24 protein-coding genes are annotated in these 25,334 nt (G+C 71.3%); 19 read left to right on the top strand and 5 right to left on the bottom strand.

Annotation, left to right across the window (positions count from 1 at the left end; translation table 11 throughout):
• Nucleotides 1–13 precede the first annotated feature (13 nt).
• The 6 genes from ASG95_RS07175 to ASG95_RS07150 all read left to right on the top strand — a co-directional run bounded on the left by ASG95_RS07175 (nt 14) and on the right by ASG95_RS07150 (nt 7,468).
• On the top strand, nt 14–2,050 hold the full coding sequence (locus tag ASG95_RS07175; protein ID WP_057377017.1) for a bifunctional rhamnulose-1-phosphate aldolase/short-chain dehydrogenase: 2,037 nt from the start codon (nt 14–16) through the stop codon (nt 2,048–2,050).
• Between the two features lie 3 nt (nt 2,051–2,053).
• Nucleotides 2,054–3,478: a rhamnulokinase family protein gene (locus ASG95_RS07170; protein WP_057377016.1), complete on the top strand. Its 1,425-nt coding sequence runs from the start codon at nt 2,054–2,056 to the stop codon at nt 3,476–3,478.
• A gap of 72 nt (nt 3,479–3,550) precedes the next feature.
• Entirely contained in the window at nt 3,551–4,582 is a 1,032-nt protein-coding gene (locus ASG95_RS07165; RefSeq protein ID WP_157581789.1) for a LacI family DNA-binding transcriptional regulator, read from the top strand.
• Nucleotides 4,582–5,325, top strand: coding sequence for a (Fe-S)-binding protein (locus tag ASG95_RS07160; protein ID WP_057377014.1), 744 nt, complete (start codon nt 4,582–4,584; stop codon nt 5,323–5,325). Before ASG95_RS07165 ends, ASG95_RS07160 begins: the two co-directional genes overlap by 1 nt.
• Nucleotides 5,322–6,827, top strand: a complete 1,506-nt coding sequence (locus tag ASG95_RS07155; protein WP_369820361.1) for a lactate utilization protein B — start codon at nt 5,322–5,324, stop codon at nt 6,825–6,827. The genes ASG95_RS07160 and ASG95_RS07155 overlap by 4 nt, the downstream gene beginning before the upstream one ends.
• Nucleotides 6,824–7,468, top strand: a complete 645-nt coding sequence (locus ASG95_RS07150; RefSeq protein WP_057377012.1) for an LUD domain-containing protein — start codon at nt 6,824–6,826, stop codon at nt 7,466–7,468. The genes ASG95_RS07155 and ASG95_RS07150 overlap by 4 nt, the downstream gene beginning before the upstream one ends.
• Nucleotides 7,469–7,474: 6 nt before the next feature.
• On the opposite strand, the gene ASG95_RS07145 is transcribed toward ASG95_RS07150, so the two are convergent.
• Entirely contained in the window at nt 7,475–8,353 is an 879-nt protein-coding gene (locus tag ASG95_RS07145) for a helix-turn-helix transcriptional regulator (RefSeq protein ID WP_057378790.1), read from the bottom strand.
• A gap of 101 nt (nt 8,354–8,454) precedes the next feature.
• Here ASG95_RS07145 and ASG95_RS22200 point away from each other — a divergent pair, with 101 nt between their 5' ends.
• The 8 genes from ASG95_RS22200 (at nt 8,455) to ASG95_RS07105 (ending at nt 18,012) form a co-directional block, all read left to right on the top strand.
• Nucleotides 8,455–9,024, top strand: a complete 570-nt coding sequence (locus tag ASG95_RS22200) for a cyclophilin-like fold protein (RefSeq protein WP_255358320.1) — start codon at nt 8,455–8,457, stop codon at nt 9,022–9,024.
• Between the two features lie 2 nt (nt 9,025–9,026).
• Nucleotides 9,027–10,259, top strand: coding sequence for a multidrug effflux MFS transporter (locus tag ASG95_RS07135; RefSeq protein WP_369820360.1), 1,233 nt, complete (start codon nt 9,027–9,029; stop codon nt 10,257–10,259).
• A gap of 121 nt (nt 10,260–10,380) precedes the next feature.
• Nucleotides 10,381–12,600 carry an MMPL family transporter gene (locus ASG95_RS07130; RefSeq protein WP_057377009.1) on the top strand — a complete coding sequence of 740 codons (2,220 nt, stop codon included), beginning with the start codon at nt 10,381–10,383 and terminating at the stop codon, nt 12,598–12,600.
• Nucleotides 12,601–12,649: 49 nt separating this feature from the next.
• A complete protein-coding gene (locus tag ASG95_RS07125) occupies nt 12,650–13,522 on the top strand; it encodes a bile acid:sodium symporter family protein (RefSeq protein WP_057377008.1) in 873 nt (290 codons plus the stop codon).
• Between the two features lie 89 nt (nt 13,523–13,611).
• Nucleotides 13,612–15,894 (top strand): FG-GAP-like repeat-containing protein, encoded by a 2,283-nt coding sequence (locus ASG95_RS07120; RefSeq protein WP_157581785.1) that lies wholly within the window; start codon nt 13,612–13,614, stop codon nt 15,892–15,894.
• A 78-nt stretch (nt 15,895–15,972) separates the two neighbouring features.
• Entirely contained in the window at nt 15,973–16,650 is a 678-nt protein-coding gene (locus ASG95_RS07115; RefSeq protein ID WP_057377006.1) for a hypothetical protein, read from the top strand.
• Between the two features lie 373 nt (nt 16,651–17,023).
• The gene (locus ASG95_RS07110) at nt 17,024–17,509 is read left to right on the top strand and encodes a cysteine dioxygenase family protein (RefSeq protein ID WP_057377005.1); all 486 of its coding nucleotides are present in this window, start codon (nt 17,024–17,026) and stop codon (nt 17,507–17,509) included.
• Complete coding sequence (locus ASG95_RS07105; RefSeq protein ID WP_235543540.1) at nt 17,506–18,012, top strand: rhodanese-like domain-containing protein; 507 nt, start codon at nt 17,506–17,508, stop codon at nt 18,010–18,012. Before ASG95_RS07110 ends, ASG95_RS07105 begins: the two co-directional genes overlap by 4 nt.
• A gap of 237 nt (nt 18,013–18,249) precedes the next feature.
• Here the strand turns inward: ASG95_RS07105 and ASG95_RS07100 are convergent, their stop codons facing one another.
• Together ASG95_RS07100 and bcp are read right to left on the bottom strand one after the other, a co-directional pair.
• Entirely contained in the window at nt 18,250–18,540 is a 291-nt protein-coding gene (locus ASG95_RS07100) for a DUF3618 domain-containing protein (protein ID WP_057377004.1), read from the bottom strand.
• A 64-nt stretch (nt 18,541–18,604) separates the two neighbouring features.
• Complete coding sequence (gene bcp, locus ASG95_RS07095) at nt 18,605–19,075, bottom strand: thioredoxin-dependent thiol peroxidase (protein WP_056923685.1); 471 nt, start codon at nt 19,073–19,075, stop codon at nt 18,605–18,607.
• A gap of 168 nt (nt 19,076–19,243) precedes the next feature.
• On the opposite strand from bcp, the gene ASG95_RS21755 reads away from it, so the two are divergent.
• Genes ASG95_RS21755 through ASG95_RS07075 form a run of 4 tightly spaced genes read left to right on the top strand, consistent with a single transcriptional unit; the run spans nt 19,244 to nt 21,852 of the window.
• Nucleotides 19,244–19,933, top strand: coding sequence for an energy-coupling factor ABC transporter permease (locus ASG95_RS21755; RefSeq protein ID WP_057377003.1), 690 nt, complete (start codon nt 19,244–19,246; stop codon nt 19,931–19,933).
• Nucleotides 19,930–20,343 carry a PDGLE domain-containing protein gene (locus tag ASG95_RS21750; RefSeq protein ID WP_235543538.1) on the top strand — a complete coding sequence of 138 codons (414 nt, stop codon included), beginning with the start codon at nt 19,930–19,932 and terminating at the stop codon, nt 20,341–20,343. Before ASG95_RS21755 ends, ASG95_RS21750 begins: the two co-directional genes overlap by 4 nt.
• 1 nt (nt 20,344) lies before the next feature.
• Entirely contained in the window at nt 20,345–21,106 is a 762-nt protein-coding gene (cbiQ, locus tag ASG95_RS07080; RefSeq protein WP_057377002.1) for a cobalt ECF transporter T component CbiQ, read from the top strand.
• On the top strand, nt 21,103–21,852 hold the full coding sequence (locus ASG95_RS07075) for an energy-coupling factor ABC transporter ATP-binding protein (protein WP_056923688.1): 750 nt from the start codon (nt 21,103–21,105) through the stop codon (nt 21,850–21,852). Before cbiQ ends, ASG95_RS07075 begins: the two co-directional genes overlap by 4 nt.
• Here ASG95_RS07075 and ASG95_RS07070 read toward each other — a convergent pair.
• A complete protein-coding gene (locus ASG95_RS07070) occupies nt 21,849–23,189 on the bottom strand; it encodes a CoA transferase (RefSeq protein WP_057377001.1) in 1,341 nt (446 codons plus the stop codon). The two genes, ASG95_RS07075 and ASG95_RS07070, sit on opposite strands and share 4 nt — an antisense overlap.
• Nucleotides 23,190–23,392: 203 nt before the next feature.
• On the opposite strand from ASG95_RS07070, the gene ASG95_RS07065 reads away from it, so the two are divergent.
• Nucleotides 23,393–24,946: a S53 family peptidase gene (locus tag ASG95_RS07065; RefSeq protein ID WP_057377000.1), complete on the top strand. Its 1,554-nt coding sequence runs from the start codon at nt 23,393–23,395 to the stop codon at nt 24,944–24,946.
• 109 nt (nt 24,947–25,055) lie between these two features.
• On the opposite strand, the gene ASG95_RS07060 is transcribed toward ASG95_RS07065, so the two are convergent.
• On the bottom strand, nt 25,056–25,328 hold the full coding sequence (locus ASG95_RS07060; RefSeq protein WP_057376999.1) for an Ada metal-binding domain-containing protein: 273 nt from the start codon (nt 25,326–25,328) through the stop codon (nt 25,056–25,058).
• Nucleotides 25,329–25,334 lie beyond the last annotated feature (6 nt).

Raw genomic sequence — 25,334 nt, 5'->3', positions numbered from 1 at the left:
AGAAAGAACCCCGATGACCAACAACGCCGTTGCCGACCTGATCGCCCGCTCCAACCGGCTGGGTGCCGACCCGAGGAACACCAACTACGCGGGTGGCAACACCTCCGCCAAGGGGTCCGAGACCGACCCGGTGACCGGCGAGCAGGTCGAGCTGCTGTGGGTGAAGGGCTCCGGCGGTGACCTCGGCACCCTGACCGAGTCCGGTCTGGCCGTCCTTCGCCTGGATCGGATGCGTTCCCTCGTCAAGGTCTACCCCGGCGTCGACCGTGAGGACGAGATGGTCGCCGCCTTCGACTACTGCCTGCACGGCAAGGGCGGCGCAGCTCCCTCGATCGACACGGCCATGCACGGGCTCGTCGACGCAGCGCACGTGGACCACCTGCACCCCGACAGCGGCATCGCCATCGCCACCGCCAAGGACGGCGAGCAGCTCACCAAGGAGATCTACGGCGACAAGGTGGTCTGGGTGCCCTGGCGGCGCCCCGGCTTCCAGCTCGGGCTCGACATCGCGGCCATCAAGGCGGCCAACCCGCAGGCCGTCGGCACCATCCTCGGCGGGCACGGCGTGACCGCGTGGGGCGACACCAGCGCGGAGGCCGAGGCCAACTCGCTGTGGATCATCCAGACCGCGCAGGCCTACCTCGACGAGCACGGCAAGCCCGAGCCCTTCGGCCCGCAGGTGCCCGGGTATGCCGCCCTACCGGAGTCCGAGCGGCGCGCCAAGGCCGCGGCCCTCGCGCCACACCTGCGCGCGGTCGCCTCGCAGGACAAGGCGATGGTCGGCCACTTCACCGACAGTGCTGTCGTCCTCGAGTTCCTGGCCAGCGAGAAGCTCGCCCCCCTCGCCGAGCTCGGCACCTCCTGCCCCGACCACTTCCTGCGCACCAAGGTCAAGCCCCTGGTGGTCGACCTCCCCACTGACGCAACGGTCGAGGAGATCGTCGCCCGGCTCGGCGAGCTGCACGCGGCATACCGGGAGGACTACCAGGGCTACTACGACCGGAACGCCACCGCGGACTCCCCCGCGATCCGCGGCGCCGACCCGGCCATCGTCCTCGTGCCCGGCGTGGGGATGTTCTCCTACGGCAAGGACAAGCAGACCGCCCGCGTCGCCGGCGAGTTCTACACCAACGCCATCAACGTCATGCGCGGCGCCGAGTCGGTCTCCACCTACGCCCCCATCGACGAGTCCGAGAAGTTCCGGATCGAGTACTGGGCCCTCGAGGAGGCCAAGCTCGCCCGCCTGCCCAAGCCCCGCTCGCACGCTGGTCGGATCGCCCTCGTCACCGGCGCCGCCTCCGGCATCGGCAAGGCCATCGCAACCCGCCTGGCCGCCGAGGGCGCCTGCGTCGTCATCGCCGACCTCGACCTCGCCAAGGCCCAGGAGGCCGCAGCCGAGCTCGGCAACGCCGACGTCGCCATCGGGGTGCAGGCGAACGTCACCGACGCCGCCGCCGTCCAGGCCGCCGTCGACGCCACGCTCCTGGCCTTCGGCGGGCTCGACCTGCTGGTCAACAACGCCGGACTGTCCATCTCCAAACCCCTGCTCGAGACCACCGAGGCCGACTGGGACCTGCAGCACGACGTCATGGCCAAGGGCAGCTTCCTCGCCTCCAAGTCCGCCGCCGGCGCGATGATCGCCCAGAAGCTCGGCGGCGACATCCTCTACATCTCCTCCAAGAACTCGGTCTTCGCCGGCCCCAACAACATCGCCTACTCCGCGGTCAAGGCCGACCAGGCCCACCAGGTGCGGCTGCTCGCTGCCGAGCTCGGCGAGCACGGCATCAAGGTCAACGGCATCAACCCCGACGGCGTCGTCCGCGGCAGCGGCATCTTCGCCGGCGGCTGGGGCGCCAAGCGCGCCGAGGTCTACGGCGTCCCCGAGGAAGAGCTCGGCGCCTACTACGCCAAGCGCACCCTGCTCGGGCGCGAGGTCCTGCCCGAGCACGTCGCCAACGCCGCTGCGGTCCTGACGTCCGACGAGCTCAGCCACACCACCGGCCTGCACATCCCCGTCGACTCGGGCGTCGCCAACGCCTTCCTGCGCTAGACCATGGCGGCAAGGGTGTTCGGCGCCATCGACATCGGCGCCTCCGGTGGGCGCGTGATGGCGGGCGTCGTCGACCCATCGAGCGGGCGGACCCAGTTGCACACCCTGCATCGCTTTGCCAACGGGGCGGCGATGCAGGGTGGTCACCTGAGGTGGAACCTCACGGGCCTGTTCGCCGAGGTCATGACCGGCCTGACCGCACTGGCAGCCCAGTTCCCCGAGGTCGAGTCCATCGGCATCGACACCTGGGCCGTCGACTACGGCCTGCTCGACGCCCACGGCCGGCTCCTCGCCGAACCCATCTCCTACCGCGACAGCCGCACCGACAGCGTCATCGAACGCGTGCACGACCGGATCACCCCGGACCAGCTGTATGCCGTCAACGGCCTCCAGTACCTGCCCTTCAACACCCTCTACCAGCTCGAAGCGGAGAAGCGCTCCCCGTTGTGGGACAAGACCGCCCACGTCGTCCTCCTGCCGGACCTGTTGGCCTACTGGCTCACGGGCCAGCTCCGCACCGAAGCCACCAACGCCTCAACCACCGGGCTGCTCGACGTCTCCACCGGGGACTGGTCGGCCGCGCTGCTTGAGCTGCTCGACCTGCCTCCGCAGCTGCTTCCGGAGATCGACCAGCCGGGCGAGGTCCGCGGTCGGCTGCTCCCACGTGTCAGCCGCGCCACCGGTCTGGCTGACCGGGTCGTGGTCACCACGGTCGGGTCGCACGACACCGCCTCGGCCGTCGTCGCGGTCCCCGCGACCAGCCGGCGCTTCGGCTACGTCTCCAGTGGCACCTGGTCCCTGGCCGGGCTGGAGCTCGACAAGCCGGTGCTGACCGCGGAGAGCCAGCACGCGAACTTCACCAACGAAGGTGGTGTCGACGGCCGGGTCCGGTACCTGCGCAACGTCGGCGGCCTGTGGCTGCTCCAGGAGTCGCTGCGGACCTGGGCCGACGAGGGCACCAACCACGACCTCGCCTCGCTCCTCACCGAGGCCGAGACCCTCCCCAGCGGCGGCCCGACCATCGACGTCGACGACCCCGAGCTCATCCCGCCCGGACGGATGCCGCAGCGGATCGCCGCCGCCGTGACCCACAAGGGCGGCACTCCCCCCACCGGACCCGCTGCCACGGTGCGGTGCATCCTCGACTCGCTCGCCGCGGCATACGCAAGCACTCTGGGCCGGGCGAGCGAGCTGGCCCACGGCATCGACGTCATCCACATCGTCGGCGGCGGGTCACAGAACGCCCTCCTGTGCCAGCTCACGGCCGACCTCTCCGGCACGCCGGTCACCGGCGGGCCGGTCGAGGCCACGGCGCTCGGCAACGTCCTGGTCCAGGCACGCACCCACGGTGCCGCACCGGACAGCCTCGAGGAGCTCCGCGCCGCCCTGCGGGAGACCCAGGAGGTGCGTGTCTATGTGCCTTCCTGACCCCACCGACTCCTCCCCACCGCAACAATGAGAGGGCGTCCCGGTACCGTGCATGGACGGATAGGAGCGCAGATGGCATCGGCCAGCATCAAGGACGTCGCCGCAGCGGCGGGTGTGTCCGTCGGCACCGTGTCGAACGTGCTCAACCGTCCTGCTGCCGTCCGTCCGACCACGCGCGCCAAGGTCGAGACGGCCATCGCCCGGCTCGGTTTCGTGCCCAACGCCTCGGCGCGACAGCTCGCGGCGGGCCGCAGCGACACCCTGGCCTACCTCGTCCTCGATGCCTCGAACCCGTTCTTCACCGATGTGACGCGAGGGATCGAGGAGGTCGCCAAGACCGAGCACCTCTCGCTGTTCCTGTGCAACAGCGACCTGGACGCCGACCGCGAGGACCAGTACCTCGAGCAGCTCACCCAGCTGCGGGTGCGCGGGGTGCTCATCACCGCGATGGACTACTCGAACCCGCGACTGACCCGACTGCGCGAGCAGGGGGTGCCCGTCGTCCTCGTCGACCGGGCGCCACAGGACGGCCACGACTGGTGCACCGTCGGCGTCGACGACGTGAGCGGGGGGGAGCTGGCCATCAGCCACCTGCTGGAGTCCGGTCACCGCAAGATCGCGTTCATCGGCGGGCCCCTGGAGATCCCCCAGGTGACGGACCGCCTCACCGGGGCCCGTCGGGCGATGGAGACCGCCGGCCTCAGCGCCGACGACCTGAGCCTCATCCAGACCGACGCCCTGACCATCGCCGACGGCAGACGGGCCGGGGAGCGGCTCCTCGGGCTGCCGCGGAGTGGCCGGCCCACCAGCGTGTTCTGCGCCAACGACCTGCTCGCCCTCGGTCTCCTGCAACACCTGGTCCAGCTCGGGGTGCGGGTCCCTGACGACGTGGCCATCGTGGGCTACGACGACATCGAGTACGCCGCCGCGGCGGCGGTCCCCCTCACCACCGTGGCGCAGCCCCGCCAGCTGCTGGGGCGCACGGCAGCCCGGCTGCTCATGGACGAGGCGGAGCGGGGCGACGACCACCACCACGAGCACGTGGTCTTCCAGCCGGAGCTCGTCGCCCGCGCCTCGTCCGCAGCGGTCCGCAGGACTGCCTGATGAAGGTCGCCCTGTTCGTCACCTGCCTGGGTGACGTCCTCTTCCCCGACGTGGGCCGCGCGACGGTCACGGTGCTCGAGCGCCTGGGCCACGAGGTGGTCTTTCCCCAGGCGCAGACCTGCTGCGGCCAGATGCACACCAACACCGGCTACCAGCGCGACGCCGTGGGCCTGGTGCGCCACCACGTCGAGGTGTTCGAGCAGGCCCTCGCAGACGGCTGCGAAGCCATCGTGGCGCCGTCCGGGTCGTGTGCCGGGTCGGTCCGCCACCAGCACGCCGCCCTCGCCCGCCGTGCCGGCGACGAGGCGCTCGCCGTCCGCGCGGAAGCCGTTGCAGCACAGACGTTCGAGCTGTCCCAGCTGCTCGTCGACGTGCTCGGGGTCACCGACGTCGGAGCCTCCTATCCCCACCGCGTCACCTACCACCCCACCTGCCACTCGCTGCGGCTGCTGGGGGTCGGCGAGGCTCCGTTGCAGCTCCTGCGGGCGGTTCGTGGCATCGACCTGGTCGAGCTGCCGGCCGCCGACGTGTGCTGCGGCTTCGGGGGCACCTTCTCGATCAAGAACGCCGAGACCTCCACTGCGATGCTCGCCGACAAGATGTCCTCGGTGCTCACGACCAAGGCGGAGGTGGTCACCGCGGGCGACGCCTCCTGCCTGATGCACATCGGCGGCGGCCTCTCCCGCCTCAAGACCGGCGTCCGGTCCGTGCACCTCGCCGAGATCCTCGCGAGCACGGCGTGACGACCTTTCTGGGTATGCCGGGTGGCCGGGTCCGTGGGCCGGCCGCCGACCCCGCCGTGGGTCACCTCACCGGGGACCGGTCGTTCCCGGCTGCGGCCCACGACGCGTTGGCCAACACCCAGCTGCGGCGCAACCTCGCCCACGCGACCTCCACCATCCGGGCCAAGCGCGCGAGCGTGGTGGCCGAGGTGCCCGACTGGGAGGCGCTGCGCGACGCCGGGTCGGCGATCAAGGCCGACACCATGGCCCGGCTGCCCGAGCTGCTCGAGCAGCTCGAGGCCAACGTCATGGCCCGCGGCGGCACGGTGCACTGGGCCCGCGACGCCGCCGAGGCCAACCGGATCGTGACCGACCTGGTCCGCGCCACCGGCGCCGACGAGGTCGTCAAGGTCAAGTCGATGGCCACCCAGGAGATCGGGCTCAACGAGGCCCTCGAGGCCGCGGGGATCACCGCCCACGAGACCGACCTCGCCGAGCTGATCGTCCAGCTCGGCCACGACAAGCCGTCGCACATCCTCGTGCCCGCGATCCACCGCGGCCGAGCCGAGATCCGCGAGATCTTCGCCCGCGAGATGCCCGGCGTCGACCCCTTGCTGACCGACGAGCCAGCGGTGCTCGCTGCCGCCGCACGGACCCACCTGCGTGAGGTGTTTCTGCGCGCCAAGGTGGCCGTGTCCGGCGCCAACTTCGGGGTGGCCGAGACCGGCACCCTGACCGTGGTCGAGTCCGAGGGCAACGGACGCATGTGCCTCACCCTGCCCACCACCCTCATCACGGTGATGGGGATCGAGAAGGTCGTCCCGACCTGGCGCGACCTCGAGGTCTTCCTCCAGCTGCTCCCCCGGTCCTCCACCGGCGAGCGGATGAACCCCTACACCTCGACCTGGACCGGCGTGGTCCCCGGCGACGGGCCCCAGGACTTCCACCTCGTCCTCCTCGACAACGGCCGCACCCGGGCCCTGGCCGACGAGCTCGGCCGGACCGCCCTGCACTGCATCCGCTGCTCGGCCTGCCTCAACGTGTGCCCTGTCTACGAACGCACCGGCGGCCACGCCTACGGCTCGGTCTACCCCGGGCCGATCGGCGCCATCCTCAGCCCCCTGCTGACCGGGCTCACCGGCGGCGACGACCCCAACGACTCGCTTCCCTACGCCTCCAGCCTCTGCGGCGCCTGCTACGACGTCTGCCCGGTCAAGATCAACATCCCGGACATGCTCGTCCAGCTGCGCGCCGAGCACACCGAGGCCCACGCCGACACCCATCGCCTACCCAGCCCCGAGGCCGCCGCGATGAAGGCCGCCGCCTGGTTGATGGCCGACGAGGGCCGCTTCGCGAAAGCCGGTCGCGCCGCCGCCGTGGCGCGACACGGCATACGTCGAGGGAAGCCACGCATCCCGCTGCCGCCGCCGCTGAACGGCTGGACCGCCTCGCGCGACGCACCCGCCCCGGCGGCCGAGTCGTTCCGCGACTGGTGGGCCCGCACCCGGGGAGCCTCCTCATGACGACGGCAGGGACCGCCCGCGACGAGGTGCTGAGCCGCATCCGCGGGGCCCTCGGTGCCGACCCCACGGCGCCGCCGGTCCCGCGCGCCTACCGCCAGCACGGTGAGTATGCCGCCGGGGCACCAGAGCTCGTCCTGCAGCTCGTCGACCGGCTCGAGGACTACCGCGCCACCGTGGTCCGGATCGGCGCGGAGGACGACGACTCGATCGGCCGGGCCGTTGCTGACGCGCTGGCCTCCCGGGAGATCGGCCAGGCCGTCACGCCGCCCGGCACGCCCCGGGAATGGACCGGCTGGCTGGCCGACGTCGTCGTGGACGACGGGTCGCTCGACGCCAGGGCGCTCGACCGCATCCCCGCCGTCGTCACCGGATCCGTCGTGACCATCGCCGAGACCGGCACCATCGTCCTCGACGGCGGCGAGCTGTGCGGACGACGAGCCATCACCCTCGTGCCCGACACCCACGTCTGCGTCGTCCGCGTCAGCGACGTGGTGCAGACCGTCCCCGAGGGCCTGCAGCGTGTCGACCCCCACCGCCCGCTCACCTTCATCAGCGGCCCGTCCGCCACCAGCGACATCGAGCTCGACCGGGTCGAAGGAGTCCACGGCCCCCGGAAGCTGGTCGTCATCGTGAGCGGCTGACGCCGGTCACGTGCGCCCGACGCTGGCTTCCTGCTGCGTCGCTGCCCACGAGGCAAGCAGTGAAAGGGCCTGCGCCGTGGGCGATCCCGGTTCCGCACTGTAGATGGTCATGCTCAGACCGGCCCCGGAGCGCAGGTCCATCGACTCGTAGGCCAGCTCGAGGTCGCCGACGACGTGGTGGTGGTAGTGCTTGGTGCCACCAGCATGCGTCCGGACGTTGTGTGTACCCCACCGGCGTCGAAAGTCGTCACTTCGCGTGGACAGCTCCCCGATGAGGTCCTGAAGGGCCCTGTCGTGGGGGTCCTGCCCCGCCGCGGTGCGCAGGTTGGCGACGGTGATGTCGGCCATGTGTTCCCAGTCGGGGTAGAGCCGATGGGCGGCGGCGTCGAGGAACGCGAACCGAGCCAGGTTCGGCGGACGGGTTGGGTCGGTGTACACGTCGACATACAGAGCTCGCCCCAGGTGGTTGGCGGCGAGCAAGTCGGACCGGTTGTTGCCGACGATCGCCGGTCCGGTGGTGATGGAGTCCAGCACCCACTGCAGGCTCGGCGGGAGCGCCCACTGGGCGGGGCTACGTCGGCGGGGGCGCATGGCTGCCGTGGTGCCGTCGGCAGCTTGGGCAAGCATGAACAGGTGGCGGCGCTCGGCATCGTCGAGCTGCAGCGCGCGGCCGATCGCGTCGAGGACACCCGCAGACACGCCCCCAAGTGCGCCGCGTTCGAGCTTGGCGTAGTACTCGACGCTCATCCCGGCCAGTGCGGCCACCTCGCTGCGGCGCAGGCCTGGTACCCGGCGCTGCCCAGCCTGGGGCACGCCCGCCTTCTCGGGGGTGATCTTGGCTCGCCGCGAGGTCAGGAACTCGCGGACTTCGGCTCGGTTGTCCACGTCGACCACGGTACGACCGCGAGTGACGATGAGGGATGCCCTGTCGGTACACCCATCATCAGTGACTTTTCCAGGCGTCGCGCCGACGGTCTCCTTGGGACATGACCAGCACCCGACGACCCCGACGCCAACCCCGCCTGGTGGCGGGCGCAGCATTGGTCCCCGCGTCCGTGGTCGCGTTGCTGGCGTGCTGGACCCTGAGCGGCCCCGCTCCCTCCGGGTCGACACTTCCCGCCGTCCCGGCTCTGCCGACCGACGCAAGCGTCAGCCGCGTTCCCAGAACGGGCGACGTCTTCTTGCGTGTCCCCGCCGGACGGGCGGTGGTCAGCCTTGATGACACTCCGGCAGCGCGAGCGTTTGCTGCGATGCTGCCGTTGCGGGTGTCCATGGGCGACCCGATGGGTCAGGCCAAGTCCGGCAGGCTGCCGGCGCCGATCGACGTGTCCGGCGCGGCGCGGGTGTTCGACCCCCGCGAGGGGGAGCTGTACTACTGGGCTCCGAGCCACACGGTCGCGATCTTCCATGACGACCTTGGGCAGTCGGTTCCCCCGCCTGGCCTGGTTCGGCTCGGGGTCGTGGACAGTGGGCTCTCGTCGATCGACGAGGCCGGCAACAGCTTCCTCGTCCGGATCGAGCCAGCGGCCGGCACCCCCACGACCATGGGGTCTTGAGCGTGGAAACCACTCCGCCCCTCGTTGACCCAGGGCCTGTGACGTCCTCGGCAACAGTCGAGGTGGGCCGCGGCGTCCCTGCGATCCTGGCGTTGCTCACGGTCTTGGGGCCAGCCTCCATGGACCTCTACCTTCCGGTTCTGCCCGCCCTCGCCCGCGACGTGGAGGCGAGCACGTCGTCCGCGCAACTGACCATGACCACGTGCCTGCTCGGTCTGGCGCTCGGCCAGGTGGTCGCGGGGCCGGTCTCTGACCGCCACGGTCGCCGTCGGCCGCTGATCGCCGGCTTGGTCGTCTTCATGGTTGCCTCGGCGTTGTGTGTCTTCAGCAGTTCCGTCGGGATGCTCATCGCACTGCGTTTCGTCCAGGGTTTGGCCGGCGCTGTAGGCCTGGTCATTGCGCAGGCCGCAGGCCGCGACATCTACGTGGGTCGGCAGCTGACGCGTTACTACGGTCGGATCGTCGTGCTGTCCGGGCTGGCTGCGATCGTCGCCCCGGTGGTCGGAGGGCAGCTGGCGACGCTGCTCGCGTGGCGAGGATTCTTCGTCGTTCTCACCGCGATCGGTGGGCTCGTGCTGCTCGCCGTCATCCTCGGATTCCGGGAGAGCCTGCCCGTCGCACTGCGCGTCAGTGGGGGCGCTCGGAGCACCGGCGGACACGTCCGGACCCTCCTCGGCGACCGCGTCTTCCTCGGCGCGATGCTCGCCAGCGCGTTCACAGCCGCTGCCTACTTCGGCTACCTTGCGGGGGCATCGTTCGTCCTGCAGGACGTCTACGCGCTGCCACCGGCGACGTACTCCCTGGTCTTCGGTCTCAACGCGGCAGGGTTCGCTGGGTTCGGATTCCTCGGTGGGCGCCTGGCCGAGCACTGGTCGGAGAGACTGGCCTTCATCGTCGGTCTCGGCATCATGGCGGCGGGGGCTGGCGGGCTCCTGGCGACGGCCGTGACCCACCTGCCGCTGCCGTGCGCGATCGCGTCGTTCTTCGCAGTTGCAGCGGGCGCGGCGGCGGTCTCTCCGCCGGCGACATCGCTGGCCCTGGCCGACTACCCGCAGTTCGCCGGCACCGCGTCATCCATCCTCGGCGTCACCCGGTTCGCGGCCGGCGCCCTGACCGCGCCACTGGTCGGCCTCGGCGGCTCAATGACGCTGGTTCCCCTGGGCATCGTCACCGTGGCCAGCGTTGGACTCGCTGTCGCGGCCTACGTCTGGTTCGTCCACAGGGCCGTAGCCTGACGACGTTCCGATCGAACGGCGGCCGGCCGGAGCTCAGCACCCCCGGCGAGGCGTTCGACATCAAAGGTGTGCGCGACCGAGATCTGGGGTATGCCTTCTCCATCACACGAGAGGCTGGTCAATGAGGTCGTGGCGCAAGTCCGAGGCCGGCGGTCTCGCCAGGCTGTTCGCGTGGCTCGTGGTCACGTTCCGCTGGTTCCTGGTGGCCGGGTGGGCGGTCGTCCTCGTCGCTGCGGCCCTCTGGCTTCCGGCAAGCACGTCCAACGCCGACCTCGGCGGTTTCGCGCCGCCCAACAGCCGCGCCATCGCGACGGAGACGACGTCGGCCAAGGCCTTCGGGTTCCCCATCCTGTCGCGCACCCTGCTGGTGCAGCGCGACGAGGACGGTCTGTCGCAGGCCGCGCAGCAGCGCGCCGTGGAGCGGGCGGTGGCCGTGGCGAAGCACACCGCGGGAGACGTCGGCCCGATCGTGGCGGTCGTGCCGATCGGCAACGCCGAGGCCGTCTTCCCGTCGTCGTCGGAGCGGGACACCACCGCCCTGAGCTACGTCTTCACCAAGCCGGGCACCACGTTCGGCGACGAGGTCGCTGCCGCGAAGAGGTTCGCCCGGGAGCACGTGAACCAGCCCGACGACCACTACGTCGGGGTCACGGGGACGGTCCCCGCCCAGCTGGCGCAGTCGGACATCCTCTACGGCCACCTGCTGCTCCTCGAGTGCGCCACGCTCGTCGTGGTGATCGGGATCGTGGCCCTCAAGTTCCGTTCGATCGTCGCGCCGCTCGTGGCGTTGGTGACCGCTGCGGCGTCGTACTTCCTGGCCGTTCGCGTCACCAACTACGCCGGCGGGTTCATCGAGGGCGGGGCACCCGAGGAGCTGAAACCGCTCGTGCTGGCGCTGGTGCTGGGCATCGTGACGGACTACGCGATCTTCTACCTCTCCAGCATGCGCACCGGTCTCGAGGACGGCCTGGACAAGGTCGAGGCGGCCAAGGCCTCGGCCACCCAGACCGGTCGGATCGTGCTGGTCGCCGGGATCGCGGTCGCGGCAGGCAGCGCGGCGATGCTCGTGGCCAAGTCGGGCTTCTTCCGCGCCTTTGGTCCCGTGCTCTCGCTGTCCGTGCTGTCCGCGGTCGTCGTCTCGCTGACCCTGATCCCGGCGCTGATGGCGATCTTCGGTCGCGCGCTGTTCTGGCCCAGCCGGCCCAGTCGGAACACCACGCTCCCCCTCGCACGGGCCGCCGCCCGGCTGCTGACGGTGCGGGTGGTGGCGCTGGTCCTCGGTGGAGCGTGCGTGCTCGGGCTCGCGACCCTGGCCACCGACGCAGGACGCCTGCACCTGGGCGTCTCCTTCGCGGCGTCCCTCCCTTCCGACAGCGCGCCGCAGCGGGCGGCGCAGGCCGCCGCGTCCGGGTTCGCGCCCGGCATCGTCGCGCCGACCGAGCTGCTGCTGCAAGGCAGCAAGGTCGGGGGCGACCGGGACAAGCTCACCCGCCTGGGCAAGGAGCTCGCGGAACAGAAGGGCATTGCGGGGGTGCTGAGCCCAGAGGCCCTCCCCGACGAGGTGGTGGCCGGGGCGCTGGTGACCAAGAACGGCGACGCGGCTCGTCTCATCGTGGTCCTCGACCACGATCCGTTGGGGCCCACCGCGATCCGCGACCTCAACCGGGTGTCTGCGGCCATGCCCGACCTGCTGCAGCGGGCGGGACTGGGTGACGCCCGCTACGGCCTCGCCGGCGACACGGCCGTGGCGAGCGAGCTCGTGGCCGCGACCAACGCCGACCTGCAGCGCATTGCCGTCGCGGTGCTGCTCGTCAACCTGGTCCTGCTGATGGTCTTCCTGCGGGCCTTCGTCGCCCCGGTGCTGCTGCTCGCGTGCAGCGTGCTCGCCCTCGCCGCATCGCTGGGTTGCCTCACGCTGGTCTTCCAGGACCGGCTGGGCCACGAAGGGGTGGCCTTCTACGTGCCGTTCGCCGCCTCGGTCCTGCTGCTGTCCCTCGGGTCCGACTACAACATCTACGGGGTCGGTCACGTCTGGACCCGGGCCAAGCAGACCACCATGCGCAAGGCCATCGCCGAACGCGTGCCGGAGACCTCCGGCGCCATCACGGCCGCTGGCATCACCCTCGCGGCGAGCTTCGGCATGCTCGCCCTCGTCCCGCTCCGCCAGTTCCGCGAGCTGGCGTTCGTCATGGGGCTGGGAGTCCTGATCGACGCCCTGGTGGTGCGCGCGGTCCTGGTCCCCGCCCTGCTCGCACTCCTCGGCGGGTTCAGCGCCTGGCCCCGCAAGCTCAGGGGCGCCGAGGTCGACCGGGAAGAGGTGCCGGCCAGCACGACGGCGTGACTCGGCGAACCCAGCCCCATCTGCAGCGCGCGGCCCCTACAGTCCGGTCATGGACTCAGCGCTGACCACCGTGGGGCTGCCCGTCGCCCTGGCCATCATCATGTTCGGGCTCGGCCTCTCGCTGACGCCCGACGACTTCCGCAGGGTGGGCCGCCACCCGCGGGCCGTCGCGGTCGCCCTCGCCTGCCAGCTCCTCCTGCTGCCCGCCGTCTGCTTCGGGCTGGTCAAGCTCTTCGACCTGCCCCCGCTCCTGGCCATCGGCATGATGCTGCTCGCCGCCTCGCCCGGCGGCACCAGCGCCAACCTCTTCAGCCACCTGTTCCGGGGCGACGTCGCGCTCAACGTGACGCTGACCGCGATCAACTCGATCATCGCGATCGTCAGCCTGCCGATCATCACCAACCTCGCGATCGCGCACTACGACCAGTCCGACACCGTGAGCCTGCAGTTCGGCAAGGTCCTCGAGGTGTTCGCCATCGTCCTGGTCCCCGTCGCCATCGGGATGGCGGTGCGCGCCAAGGCCCCCGCCTTCGCGGCCCGCACCGACAAGGGTGTGCGGATCGCGTCGGCCGTGATCCTGGCCGTGCTGGTCGTCGGCATCCTGCTCGACCAGCGCGAGAACGTCGCCGACTACCTCGCCGACGTCGGTCTGGTCGCCGCCCTGTTCTGCGCCGCCAGCCTCGTCTCCGGGTACGTCATCCCGAAGGCGCTCGGCATCGTCGAGGGTCAGGCGATCGCCTCGTCGATGGAGATCGGGGTGCACAACGCGACCCTCGCCATCTTCGTGGCGGTCGAGGTCCTGGAGGCCACCGAGATCTCCATCCCGGCCGCGGTCTACTCGTTGTTCATGTTCGTCTTCGCTGCGGCGTGGGGCTCGCTCATCAGCCGGCGGCTCACCGGGAGGGCCACCACCGCAGCCTGAGCGCCAGTCGGTTCGTTGAAGCGCCCCGACCCACGGCTCCGGGGCCTTACACTCATGCCGCCACACGACATCTCTTGGGGGGACCAACCGTGAGCTCTCTGCCGACCTGGCGCCATGTCCTGAGTGGAGCCACCGCGTTCGCCGTGCTCGTCGGCGTGCTCGCCGTCTCCGCGCCGACTGCCCAGGCCGCCGACACCGACGCGCCCGTGCTGACCTCCTTCTCGGTCTCCCCCCGCGCCGTCGGGCCCGGCCAGGACGTCACCGTGGCCTACGCAGCGACGGAGGCGGCCGGGACCCTCGCGTCGGTCGAGTTCCAGTTCCAGTACGCCACCGTCATCTACACGGCCCACGCGACCAGTGCCGTGCCGACCTCGGGCACCGTCCACGTCAGCCTGCCGGACGGTTCCGCGAACGGGACCTACGCCCTCACCCTGGTGCGGCTCAAGGACCCAGCCGGCAACACCTCCACCGCCTTCCGCAGCGGCACGGTCGGCTACTCCGCGGGCGCCACCGGGCCGGCGACCCATGCCTTGGTACTCGCCCAAGGTGACCTCACCCTGACCGGCTCGCTAGCCGACTGGACGTCAGCGCTGTTGACCTCCGCCTCCGTCACCGACTCGACAGTCACCGTGGGCGACCAGGTGTCCGTCGGCTATGGGACGGACGAGCAGCACCTCCTGCGCGCCGTGACCGTCTACTACCAGAACAAGACCGCCAACTTCTCGACGTTCGTACGGGTCTCCAAGCTGACGGACTCCGACCTGCCGAGCTCGGGCACTGCGACCACCACGGTCCCGAACACCTGGGCCAACGGCACGTATGCCGTGACGTCGGTCGTCGTGGTCGACCAGTTCGGCAACAGCTCGAACTTCTACCCCGACGGTAGGGCGTACCGCGATGGGGTCTGGGGCACCCACGACGTCGACCTCACGGCCCTGTCCTTCACCGTCTCGGGGTCCCCGGCCGACTTCGAACCCCCCGTCCTGACCAGTCTGGGCCTTCCCACGCCGGTGGCCACCTTCGGGGGCACGGTGTCCCTGCCGTACACCACGACCGACGCCAGTGGCCCGCTCAGGAGCATCGCGGCGACGTTCAGCACGCCCCAGGGGGACTCCTTCACCCTGACCAACCTCGACGCACCGTTGTCGGGGGCCCTCACCGGTACAGCCAACCCGTCCCCGATGAAGAGCATCGGGGACTACGAGCTCGCCTCCCTCCGCGTCACGGACGCAGTGGGGCGCTCAGCGACCTATCACCGTGGGGGCCTCCTCGACCTCCCGGGCGGTTCGAGCATCCACAGCTTCGACTTCTCGCGCCGCGTGGTCCGGCTGGCGAAGGTGCCGACCGCTCCCACGTGGGCTGCCGTCACGTCAGGCCCGTCCTCGGCCAAGGTCCAGTGGGACGACGCCGGTGACAACGGCGCCCCGATCACCGGCTTCACCGTGACCGTCAGCCCCTCGGGCAAGGTACTCACGACGAGCGGCGCTGCCAGGTCCGTGGCCATCACGGGGTTGACCAACAAGACCCGCTACACGTTCACGGTCCGCGCGAAGAACGCTGTGGGCACTGGGGCCGGACGCTCGGTCTCCGGCACCCCGCGCGCCTTCGGGCTGCGCATCCTGTCGCCGGGAGACTTCGGCGACGACGGGAAGACCGACATCCTGGCCGTCAACCACGACGGCAAGCTGCTCTACTACCCCGGCAACGGGCGCGGGGGCTTCGCGTCCACCGGCAAGGTCATCGGAGCCGGGTGGCAGGTGAACCGACTGGTCCTCCCCCGGGTGGGTCCTCGGGAGGGTGGCCTGCTGCCCGACGCGTGGGCGGTCACCTACGGCGGCGCCCTCCGACGCTACGACGCGACACGCCAAGGAACGTTCTCGTCCTGGGCACCGGTGGGCTCCGGCTGGGACAAGTTCGACAAGGTGTTCACGTCCGGCGACTTCGGCACCGACGGCTACCCCGACGTCATGGGCATCACCGACGGCGGCGACCTCTACTACTACCCCTACCGGTCGCAGACGGCCGGCCTCTACCCGGGCGTCCGGATCGGCGGCGGCTGGAACGTGTTCACCCAAGTGTTCGGCGCGGGCGACCAGACCGGCGACGGACGCAACGACCTGATGGCGATCAAGTCCGACGGCACGCTCTGGCTGTACGCGGGTAACGGCAAGGGTGGGTTCGCCGCAGCGGGGAAGCGGATCGGCAGCGGCTGGGGCTCGGTGCGGGCGGCCTTCGTCGCCGACTTCGACGGCGGCGGTCCTGACCTCCTCACCGTCGACGCCAAGGGAGACCTGCGGCTCTACCACGGCAACAACCGGGCGGGCTTCAGCTACCGCGGCGTCATCGGCAAGGGCTGGAACATCTTCCTCTGACCGTCGGTCACGACCTGCTGACGAGCGGGCACCCGGCGGAGCACACTGGCCGGACGAGTCGTCGGCAGGAGGCCCAGCATGACCGTGTCGCCATCGGAAGCACCCCCGCCGCAGGGCGTCCCCGACGGGGTCCGCGCGCAGATCCTCGCCACCGAGCACTGGAGCCTGCTGGCCACGCGCAGCATGACCTGGTCCGAGGTGATGAGCCGGATCACCATCCACCTCACCGTGTCCTCGGCTTCGCTCGTGGTGCTCGCGCTCTTCGCCCAGGCCTCCGGGTTCGACACCGCCTTCCGGGTGATGGCGATCGGACTCGCAGCGGCCGTGCTCGTCATGGGCACCCTGACCCAGATCCGGGTGGTCAACGCCAGCATCGACGACGCCTCGACCGTCCTCGGCATGAACCGGCTCCGCGCGGCCTACCTCGACCTCGACCCGGGCATCGCGCCGTACCTGGTCACCTCGGCCCACGACGACCAGAAGGGCCTGATGGAGACCTACCTGATGGGCTGGCCGCGCTCGACCCTGAGCCACATCGCTGGGAGCACCAGCATCTTCCTGACCGTCGTCAACGCGATCGTCGCCGGGACGCTCGGTGCCCTGGTGGCCGATGCGGCCGGCGCCGCGTCACCGGCAGTGGCGATCATCGGCGTCGGGTGCGGCCTCGGCTACGTGGCCGGCCAGCTGGTGATCGGGCAGCGGACCTTCGCCTCACCCCGGCAGGAGTCGCGCTTCCCCACGCCGGACGTCGACTGATCCCCCGTTCGTCCGCGTTTCGTCCGGTCTGCGAGACGGCTGGGCGACTCCGTGGACGAGTCCCGCCCCGTCGTGCTCCACTGGTGGCATGTCTTCGACCACCGCGGTGACCGCCACGCACATGGCTTCCATGTGCTGCGGCGTCATGCGGTGTTGCTGCTGCGCCTGATCCCAGCCCCGCACCAGCCCGGCGCTCCATCTGAGCGAGCGCCCCACCGCACCGGAGACGAACCCATGAGCACCACTCTTGCCAGCCACGCGGCATACCACCGCATCCACCTCGACCTGCACCTGACCCAGGGCTCTGTGTGTCCCCGAATGTGTTGCCACACCGCACATTCCGACACCCAGTCCACTGAACAGGAGCAGTTCCATGACCGCCATCACCACCGCCGGGACTCCCGGCGTCAACCGCTTCACCCGTAGCCAGCTGCTGCGCACCGCACGGCTCTTCGCCACCGACCCCGACCTCGACCGCCTGGTCGACCCCGAGGCCACCGAGCGCAGCTGGCAGCGCCTCGACGCGACCGACCACCTCGAGATCTGGCTGATCAGCTGGCCCGTCGGCGCCAGCACCGGGTGGCACGACCACCTCCAGTCGGAGGGCGCCTTCCTCACCGTCAAGGGCGAGCTCGCCGAGCAGTCCTGGTCGGGGAACACCGCCCACGACCGCTACCTCTGGGAGGGCGAGGGCCGGACGTTCGGGCCGCACCACGTCCACAACGTCGCCAACCTCGGCGACCGGCCGGCCCTGTCCGTGCACGTCTACTCCCCCTCGCTGCGCGGGATGACCCGGTACGCCCTGCTCGACGGGCGCCTGAAGCAGACCGGGATCGAGCGGGCGGGAGAGCAGTGGTGACCGCCGTCGCGCCCAGCACCACGGCGGCACCCTCCGTCCACTGGGAGACCCGGCTGTTCAGCGACCCGACCGCGACCAGCGCGTCGCCGGCCGGGCGCGGCTGGGACGCGCCGACCTACGCCGGCATCGACGACCAGCTGGGTGACGCCCGCAGCCGGCTGGACCGGGTGAGCGTGCGCGCCGCCTACCAGGAGGTGCTCTACGGGCGGGCCATCCTGGTCGACATCCGACCGGCGGCCCAGCGCCTCGTCGAGGGCGAGGTGGCGCCCCACCTCGGCGTCCTCGTCGTCGAGCGCAACGTGCTCGAGTGGCGGTTCGACCCCCGGCACGACGCGCGCCTCGAGGTCGCGTCGTTCGACGCCCGCATCCTCGTCCTGTGCCAGGAAGGCTTCACCTCGTCGCTGGCCGCGGATGCCTTGCTGCGCCTGGGGATCCACCGCAGCACGGATGTCGTGGGCGGGTTCCGCGCATGGCGCGAGGCGGGCCTGCCCGTCGCCGCCTGAGCTCACCCTGGGACCGGGGTATGCCGCGCGGCTCGGCCCCGCGGCATACCTCCTGTCGGCTGGGCCGCTGGAACCGGCCAATTGGCCGCTTTCCCAGCCACGATCGCCGGTAGGGCCGCTGGAACCGGGCAATTGGCCGACTTCTCAGCCAGGATCGCGGGTTGGCGCGATGGAACCGGGCAATTGGCCGACTTTAGGGCGCGCGACGGTGCCGCGCGGCGCCCTCCGCCGGGTCGTTCAGCCGCGTCGGCGGCGGATCGCCCCCAGGCCGATCAGCGCGACCGCCGCCGCGGCCAGCGCGGCGATGCGCTCGGTGCGCAGGTCACCGGACTCGGTGCGGGTGGCCTCGGTGAACTTCGCCTTGACGGACTCCACCTGACGTCGGGCGATCTCCTGCGGCGCGGTGCGGGTGTGCAGCTCGTCGACCGTGCCCGCAAGCCGCTCGCGCGCCGCGGCGATGTCGGCCTCGATCTGGTCGACGGACCGGCTCGCCCCGGACGAGGCCTTGCCGTTCTGGTTCTCGCTCATGCGGCGCTCCTCGGTGGGTCGGGCGGAGTCTGGGTCAGGCGGGGAGACGAAGGTGAGCCGGACGTCAGGCCAGCCCGAGGTCGCGGCGCAGCTTGGCGACGTGCCCGGTGGCCTTGACGTTGTACCAGGCGTTCGAGACCTTGCCGTCCTCGTCGACCACGACGGTGCTGCGCAGGACGCCCTCGACGGTCTTGCCGTAGAGCTTCTTCTCGCCGAACGCGCCGTAGGCGTTCATGACCGCCTTGTCGGCGTCGGACAGCAACCGGATGGTCAGGCCGTCCTTCTCCCGGAACTTCGCGAGCTTCTCGGGCTTGTCGGGAGAGATGCCCAGCACCTCGTAGCCCTCACCGCGCAGGGTGTTGATGTTGTCGCTGAAGTCGCACGCCTGCGTGGTGCACCCCGGAGTCATCGCCGCCGGGTAGAAGTACACGATCACCTTGCGCCCACGCAGGTCGGACAGCGAGACCTCGCCGCCCTGGTCGTCGGGCAGGGTGAAGTCGGGGGCGGTGTCGCCTGTGGTCAGTCGCTCGGCCACTGCTGTCTGCTCCTCGTCGTCCGGACGGTGTTGTTGCACGATGGTGTTATTGCGAGTCAGTTGCAATAACGTGGCTGTCACCAGCGGTTCCCAACCTATCCCAGCCGGGCTACGAACACCTCAGGACAACCGCAGCCGACGGCACCACCCCACGGCAAGGAGCGACCCGTGCACGTCCCCGATGGATTCCTCGACGCACCGACGTCGATCGGCACCGCAGTCGTGGCCGCCGGTGGGGTGGCGCTGGCCCTGCGCGGAGCCCGTCGCGAGCTCGACGACCGCACCGCGCCGCTCGCCGGGCTCGTCGCGCTGTTCATCTTCAGCACCCAGATGCTCAACTTCCCCATCGCCGCAGGCACCTCGGGCCACCTGCTGGGTGGCGCCCTGGCTGCGGTCCTCGTGGGTCCGTGCACGGCCACGCTGTCGATCACGGTGGTCCTGCTGGTGCAGGCCACCCTGATGGCTGACGGCGGGATCACCGCGCTCGGCACCAACATCACCCTGATGGGCCTGGTCGGGGTGTGGACCGGCTGGCTGGTGTTCATCGCCCTGCGCCGGGTCCTGCCCAAGCGCCCACTGTGGGTGGTCCCCGCCGCAGCCGTCGCCGCGCTGGTCTCCGTGCCCACGGCCGCCCTGGCGTTCTCGCTCCTCTTCGACGTGGGTGGCACGGTGGACGTGCCGTTCGCCACCGTCGCCACCACCATGGTCGGGATCCACACCCTGATCGGGATCGGCGAGGCGGTCATCACCGCACTGGCCGTGCTGAGCATCGTCGTGGTGCGTCCCGACCTGGTCCACGGAGCCCGCCCGAGCCTGGAGCGCCGCACCCTGACCATCCGCGAGGGGGTGTCCGCGTGACCGCAGCCGCGCCACGACCCCGCGTCTCGACCCGACGCCTGATGGCGGTGGGCATCCTGGTGTGCCTCTTCCTCGCGGGGGTGGTCTCCTACTACGCCTCCAGCCACCCCGACGGGCTCGAGTTCGTCGCGAAGGAGCAGGGCTTCGCTGGTTCGGCCGCGCCGCACGCCAGCGACGGCTCCCCCTTCGCCGGCTACGCGACCCGCGGCATCGACGACGCCCGGGTCTCCGGCGGCGTGGCCGGCCTCGTGGGAGCCGCGCTCGTGTTCGTCATCGCCGGCGGACTCTTCGTCGCCGTGCGTCGACGCGACCGGGCCACCAGCGACGACGTCACCAGCGCCGGAGCCACCAGCGACGCGGGGGTCAGCGTGGGCGCCGACGGCGGCCGCCCCGAGCGGGACGGCGCCTGACGTGGGCGCGGGACACGGTCACCACCTGCACTTCCACGGGCACTCCCCGGTCCACCACCTGCCGGCGCACCTGAAGCTGCTCGCCCTCGTGGGTTTCGTCCTCACCATCGTCCTGACTCCCCGCACCGCCTTCCCCGCGTATGCCGTGTACCTCCTGCTCGTCCTCGTCGCCCAGCGGGCGTCGCGGGTGCCGTTCGGCTACTTCGCCAAGCGGATGGTGGTCGAGGTGCCGTTCGTGCTCTTCGCGCTGCTGATGCCGTTCGTCGCGACCGGGCCCCGGGTCGACGTGGGTCCGCTGCGCCTGTCCGAGCACGGGCTGGTCGGCGGGTTCGCCCTGCTGGCCAAGGGCACGCTGGGGGTGATGGCCTCGCTGGTGCTGGCCACCACCACCGAACCGCGGCACGTCGTCGCCGGCCTGGAGCGGCTGCGGCTGCCAGGTCAGCTCGTGCAGATCATGGGCTTCATGGTCCGGTACCTCGAGGTCGTGACCGGCGAGCTGTCCCGGATGAAGGTCGCGCGCGAGTCGCGGGGCTTCCGGGCCACGTCGGTCCGTGCGTGGCCGGTGCTCGCCACGACCGCCGGGGCCCTGTTCATCCGCTCCTACGAGCGCGGAGAGCGGGCCCACCTGGCCATGCTCTCGCGCGGCTACACGGGGTCGCTGCCGGTGACCCACCCCGCAACGGCGACGCCCGCGCAGTGGCGCCTGGCCGGCATGCTCCCGGCTGCGGCGCTCGCGACCCTGCTCGTGGTGGTGACCAGGTGACCACCCCGGTGCTCGAGGTGCGCGGGCTGGCATACGCCTACCCTGACGGACACCAAGCGCTGTTCGGCGTGAATCTCCATGTGCACCAAGGGGAACGCGTTGCCCTCCTCGGACCCAACGGCGCCGGCAAGACCACCCTCGTGCTCCACCTCAACGGCATCCTCACCGCCGGTGCCGGCTCGGTGTCGGTGTCCGGCCTGCCGGTGACCGAGCCCAACCTGATGGAGGTGCGTCGGCGGGTGGGCGTGGTCTTCCAGGACCCCGACGACCAGCTCTTCATGCCCTCGGTGCGCGCCGACGTGGAGTTCGGTCCGGCCAACCTCGGCCTGCGCGGCGCGGCGCTCGAGGCCCGGGTGGTCGCCGCCCTCGACCAGGTCGGGATGCTCGACTTCATCGACCGACCGCCGCACCACCTGTCGTTCGGCCAGCGTCGGCGGGTCGCGGTGGCCACGGTGCTCGCGATGGAGCCCGAGATCCTGGTGCTCGACGAACCCTCGTCCAACCTCGACCCCGCGTCGCGACGGGAGCTGGCCGACATCATCCGGTCCCTCGACGTCACGGTGCTGATGGTCACCCACGACCTCCCCTACGCCTACGAGCTCTGCCCCCGCTCGGTGGTCCTCTCCGACGGCGTCGTGGTCGCGGACGGCACCACGCGGGAGGTGCTGACCGACGACGCGCTCATGTCGGCGCACCGACTCGAGCTGCCGTTCGGCTTCGACCCGCGGACCATCCCCACGCCCTAGCGGGGTGCGTCCTCCCACGCGGCCTCGTCGGCGCCGTAGCGGCGCCCCACCCAGGCGAACTCCCGCGGGGAGTCGTCGAGGGTGAACGCCGGGCGAGCCTGCACGACGTGCCCGTATGCCGTGTCGGAGCCGACCGTCCACGGGCCCAGGTCGTCGACCGGCACGACGGCCCCGTCGAGGGCGTCGGTCTGCAGCAGCCAGTGGGCGGTGCGGGCCAGGTGCGCCGACACCCGCCAGGTGCCGCCCTCATCGGCGCGGCGGCGCAGGGCGGAGAGCACGCCCGCCGCGAGGAGGTAGCCGGTCGCGTGGTCGAGCGCCTGGGCGGGGAGCGCGCCCGGGGCCTGCCCGTCGCGCGACTCGAGCACGGCGATGCCGGTGGCCGCCTGCACGATGCTGTCGAAGCCCCGGCGGGCGCCCCAAGGACCACTCGGGGTCCACGCGCTGAGGGTCGCGCAGACGAGGTGGGGGTGCTGCTCGGCGAGCCGCTCGGGGTCGAGGCCGAAGGCTCCGAGCGCCCCGGGCCGGTAGCCGGTGACCAGGACGTCGGCCCTCCCCAGCAGGTCGTGGAGGCGGTGGCGGGCGTGCTCGTCCTGCAGGTCCACGAGGGTGGAGCGCTTGCCGGAGTCGGTGTCGAGGTGGAGCGCGGCGAGCTCGGGGAGGTGGGGGCTGTCGACCCGCAGCACGTCGCACCCCAGCTGGGCCAGCGCCCGCGTCGCGACCGGGCCCGCGAGGACCCGCGTGAGGTCGAGGACGCGCGGTCGGACCGGCACCGGCAGGGGGTCCGTCGGGGCGACCGAGCGCACCGCCAGCACGTCGTGGCCCGCGACCGCGTGGGCCTGCTCCGACGCCATCCACTCGGCGATCGTCCGCACCCGCACGGCGATGCCGTGGTCGGCGGTGACGAGGTCCTCGAGGTGCTGCGCCGGTCGCTCGGCTATCGCCGCGGTGGCGGCGTCGCGGGTGGCGCCCTCGGGCAGGCCGAGGGCCCGCAGCAGCCGCACCCGGTGGTGGGGGTAGTTGGCGTGCGTGCGGACCCAGCCGTCGCTCGCCTCGAAAAAGCCTGACAGCGCTGCGAATCCGGGTTCACGCGAACCGTCGATGGTCTGCACCTGGTCGTTCCGGAACGACACCGACACCTGACGAGGGTCGACCCGCACCCGCTGTGCACCACGCAGCGCCGCGCCGGCCAGCCCAGCCGCTGCGACCGCTCCTGCGGCGAGGGTGTTCACCGGGAGTTCGGAGGGCAGGGACCCGCCGGGCGCGAGCTCGAGGTGCGCCGCGGCATACCCCTCGTCGAGGCCCAGGGCCGGGAGCACCTCGCGCAGCAGGTGGTTCACACGTCGACTCTAGGACCCGCCGCAGGCCGCGTCGTGCCGGCCGCCCACGAGGGCGGCTCGATGCCTCTCGCGTCCCGTGGCCCGGGCTCGTGACAATTGTCATGGGGCATTTCGTGCATTGGGCGGAGCCTTGCGGATGACGCCGCACCCACGGTGTCACCAGGGGACCACGAGGCCCCACCCCTCCATCCAGGGAGCACACGATGACCCTTCGAATTGGTCTGGCGACAGTCGTCGCCGGATGTCTCGGGCTGGCCGCCGGGGCCCCCGCCCTGGCCGGCACCACGACGCCGGTGTCCACGGGCACCTCGCTGTCCGCGCGGGCGCCTGAGTCCGCCTTCCACGCTTCCGGCGCCGCTGCCAGCTCGGCCGACCCGGCCAGCTGCACGCGACCCGCCCCGGACAACCGCGTGAGCACCACCATCCACTGCTACACCCCGGACCAGATCCGCGCGTTCTACGGGCTGGCGCCCCTGACGCCGGCCACGACCGACGGAGCCGGCCAGACGATCGTGCTGGTGGACTCGTACGGGAGCCCCACCGCCGCGAACGACGTCTCCTTCTTCGCCCAGACCTTCAACGGACCGACGCCCGACTTCGAGGCGGTCTTCCCACTGGGCAAGGTCGACTACAGCCACGCCACGGGCAACGGCAGCGGCACCGCCGGGCCGACGGCGGCCGACGGCTGGGCGGGTGAGGCCAACCTCGACGTGCAGTGGGCCTACGCGATCGCCCCGAAGGCGCACATCGTGCTGGTCGCCACCCCGGTGGCCGAGACGCAGGGTGTGCAGGGCATGCCCAACTTCATGACCGCGATCGACTGGGCCATTGCGAAGTACCCGGCCGGGACCGTCTTCTCGATGTCGTTCGGCACCAGTGAGGAAGCGTTCGGCGGAACCTCGGCGAAGGCGCAGTTCGCCCGGTTCGACCAGACCTTCCAGCGTGGGCTCGCCAAGCACGACACCTTCTTCGCCTCCTCTGGGGACGACGGCTCGACCGGCGTGGGCCGCTCACACCACCAGGGCACGGTCGTCGACCACCCGTCGGTGAGCTACCCCAACTCCTCCCCCTACGTCACGTCGGTCGGCGGCACGCAGGTGCAGTCCGGCTGGACGTGGGCGCCGACCCAGGACAAGCCGTTCAACGACGACGGCAGCCGCAACCCGCTCTACTGGGCGTGGATCCAGGGCGGCAGCAGCCAGGCCGTGTGGAACGAGAGCTGGGCCGCCATCGGCACCGGCGGCGGCCTGTCGAGCGTCTACGCGCGACCGGCCTTCCAGTCGACCGTGGCCGGCGTCGTCGGCACCCACCGCGGCGTCCCGGACCTCGCCTGGAACGCGGCGGTCAACGGTGGGGTGCTCGTCTTCCACACCTACTTCCCCGAGATCGAGGGACCCCCGGCGTGGGGTGTCTTCGGAGGCACGTCGGCGAGCTCACCGCAGGTCGCAGCCCTCACCGCCATCGCGAACGCCTCGCGCAAGGCGTCTGGCAAGGCCGGCATCGGCAACCTCAACGCGGCCATCTACGCCAGCGGCTTCCCGCGGGCGAGTGCGTTCAGCGACGTGACGGCGCACACCTATGGCACCGCTCCCAGCGGCGTCCTGCAGGACAACCGGATCTGGGAGACCGGCGCGGACGGGTTCGTCACACCGGGTGCGGTGCCCGGCTACCCGACCACGGTGGGCTACGACCTCACCACCGGATGGGGCAGCCCGCAGGCCCCGGGCTACGTCGCGGGACTCACCGCCGCGCCCTGACGCCGACCGACCTAGCCGGTCCCGGGGCAGCAGCAGGGCTGCTCCGGGACCGGCGCCCCGTCTCCGGCTCCGTCAGCCCCTGGTGCGCCAGCCAGCCGTGGCCTTCCGGTCAGCCGTTGGCGCGCGCGTCACCTGCGGTCTGTGCCTTCCACGCTGCGTACTCGGCCCGCAGGCAGGTGCCACAGGGCCGGTACCCAGCGGCGACGGCGGTCGCCTCGTCCGCGAAGAAGACCCGGTGCTTCACGTAGCCACCCTGTCGCAGGGCGCGCAGGGCGGACGGGCAGTCGAGGCGTCCGTAGAGCTTGCCCCGGTGGTTGCCACCCAGCGTCCCGGGCACCGCACTCTCGCAAGGCTTTCCGTCGGCCCCGATGAGGGTGAACACGGCGAG

It is taken from the genome of Phycicoccus sp. Soil803, from assembly GCF_001429685.1.
Classification (GTDB): domain Bacteria; phylum Actinomycetota; class Actinomycetes; order Actinomycetales; family Dermatophilaceae; genus Pedococcus.
This window is presented reverse-complemented; position numbering and strand designations above follow the sequence as displayed.

What these genes read in the sequence shown, in the direction of transcription:
- ASG95_RS07110 (WP_057377005.1), top strand. Translation starts at nt 17,024, where the DNA reads ATGACCGCCATCACCACCGCCGGGACTCCCGGCGTCAACCGCTTCACC.
- ASG95_RS07115 (WP_057377006.1), top strand. Translation starts at nt 15,973, where the DNA reads ATGACCGTGTCGCCATCGGAAGCACCCCCGCCGCAGGGCGTCCCCGAC.
- ASG95_RS07150 (WP_057377012.1), top strand. Translation starts at nt 6,824, where the DNA reads ATGACGACGGCAGGGACCGCCCGCGACGAGGTGCTGAGCCGCATCCGC.
- ASG95_RS22200 (WP_255358320.1), top strand. Translation starts at nt 8,455, where the DNA reads ATGACCAGCACCCGACGACCCCGACGCCAACCCCGCCTGGTGGCGGGC.
- ASG95_RS07175 (WP_057377017.1), top strand. Translation starts at nt 14, where the DNA reads ATGACCAACAACGCCGTTGCCGACCTGATCGCCCGCTCCAACCGGCTG.
- ASG95_RS07100 (WP_057377004.1), bottom strand. Translation starts at nt 18,540, where the DNA reads ATGAGCGAGAACCAGAACGGCAAGGCCTCGTCCGGGGCGAGCCGGTCC.
- ASG95_RS07125 (WP_057377008.1), top strand. Translation starts at nt 12,650, where the DNA reads ATGGACTCAGCGCTGACCACCGTGGGGCTGCCCGTCGCCCTGGCCATC.
- ASG95_RS07165 (WP_157581789.1), top strand. Translation starts at nt 3,551, where the DNA reads ATGGCATCGGCCAGCATCAAGGACGTCGCCGCAGCGGCGGGTGTGTCC.
- ASG95_RS07130 (WP_057377009.1), top strand. Translation starts at nt 10,381, where the DNA reads ATGAGGTCGTGGCGCAAGTCCGAGGCCGGCGGTCTCGCCAGGCTGTTC.
- ASG95_RS07170 (WP_057377016.1), top strand. Translation starts at nt 2,054, where the DNA reads ATGGCGGCAAGGGTGTTCGGCGCCATCGACATCGGCGCCTCCGGTGGG.
- ASG95_RS07160 (WP_057377014.1), top strand. Translation starts at nt 4,582, where the DNA reads ATGAAGGTCGCCCTGTTCGTCACCTGCCTGGGTGACGTCCTCTTCCCC.
- ASG95_RS07065 (WP_057377000.1), top strand. Translation starts at nt 23,393, where the DNA reads ATGACCCTTCGAATTGGTCTGGCGACAGTCGTCGCCGGATGTCTCGGG.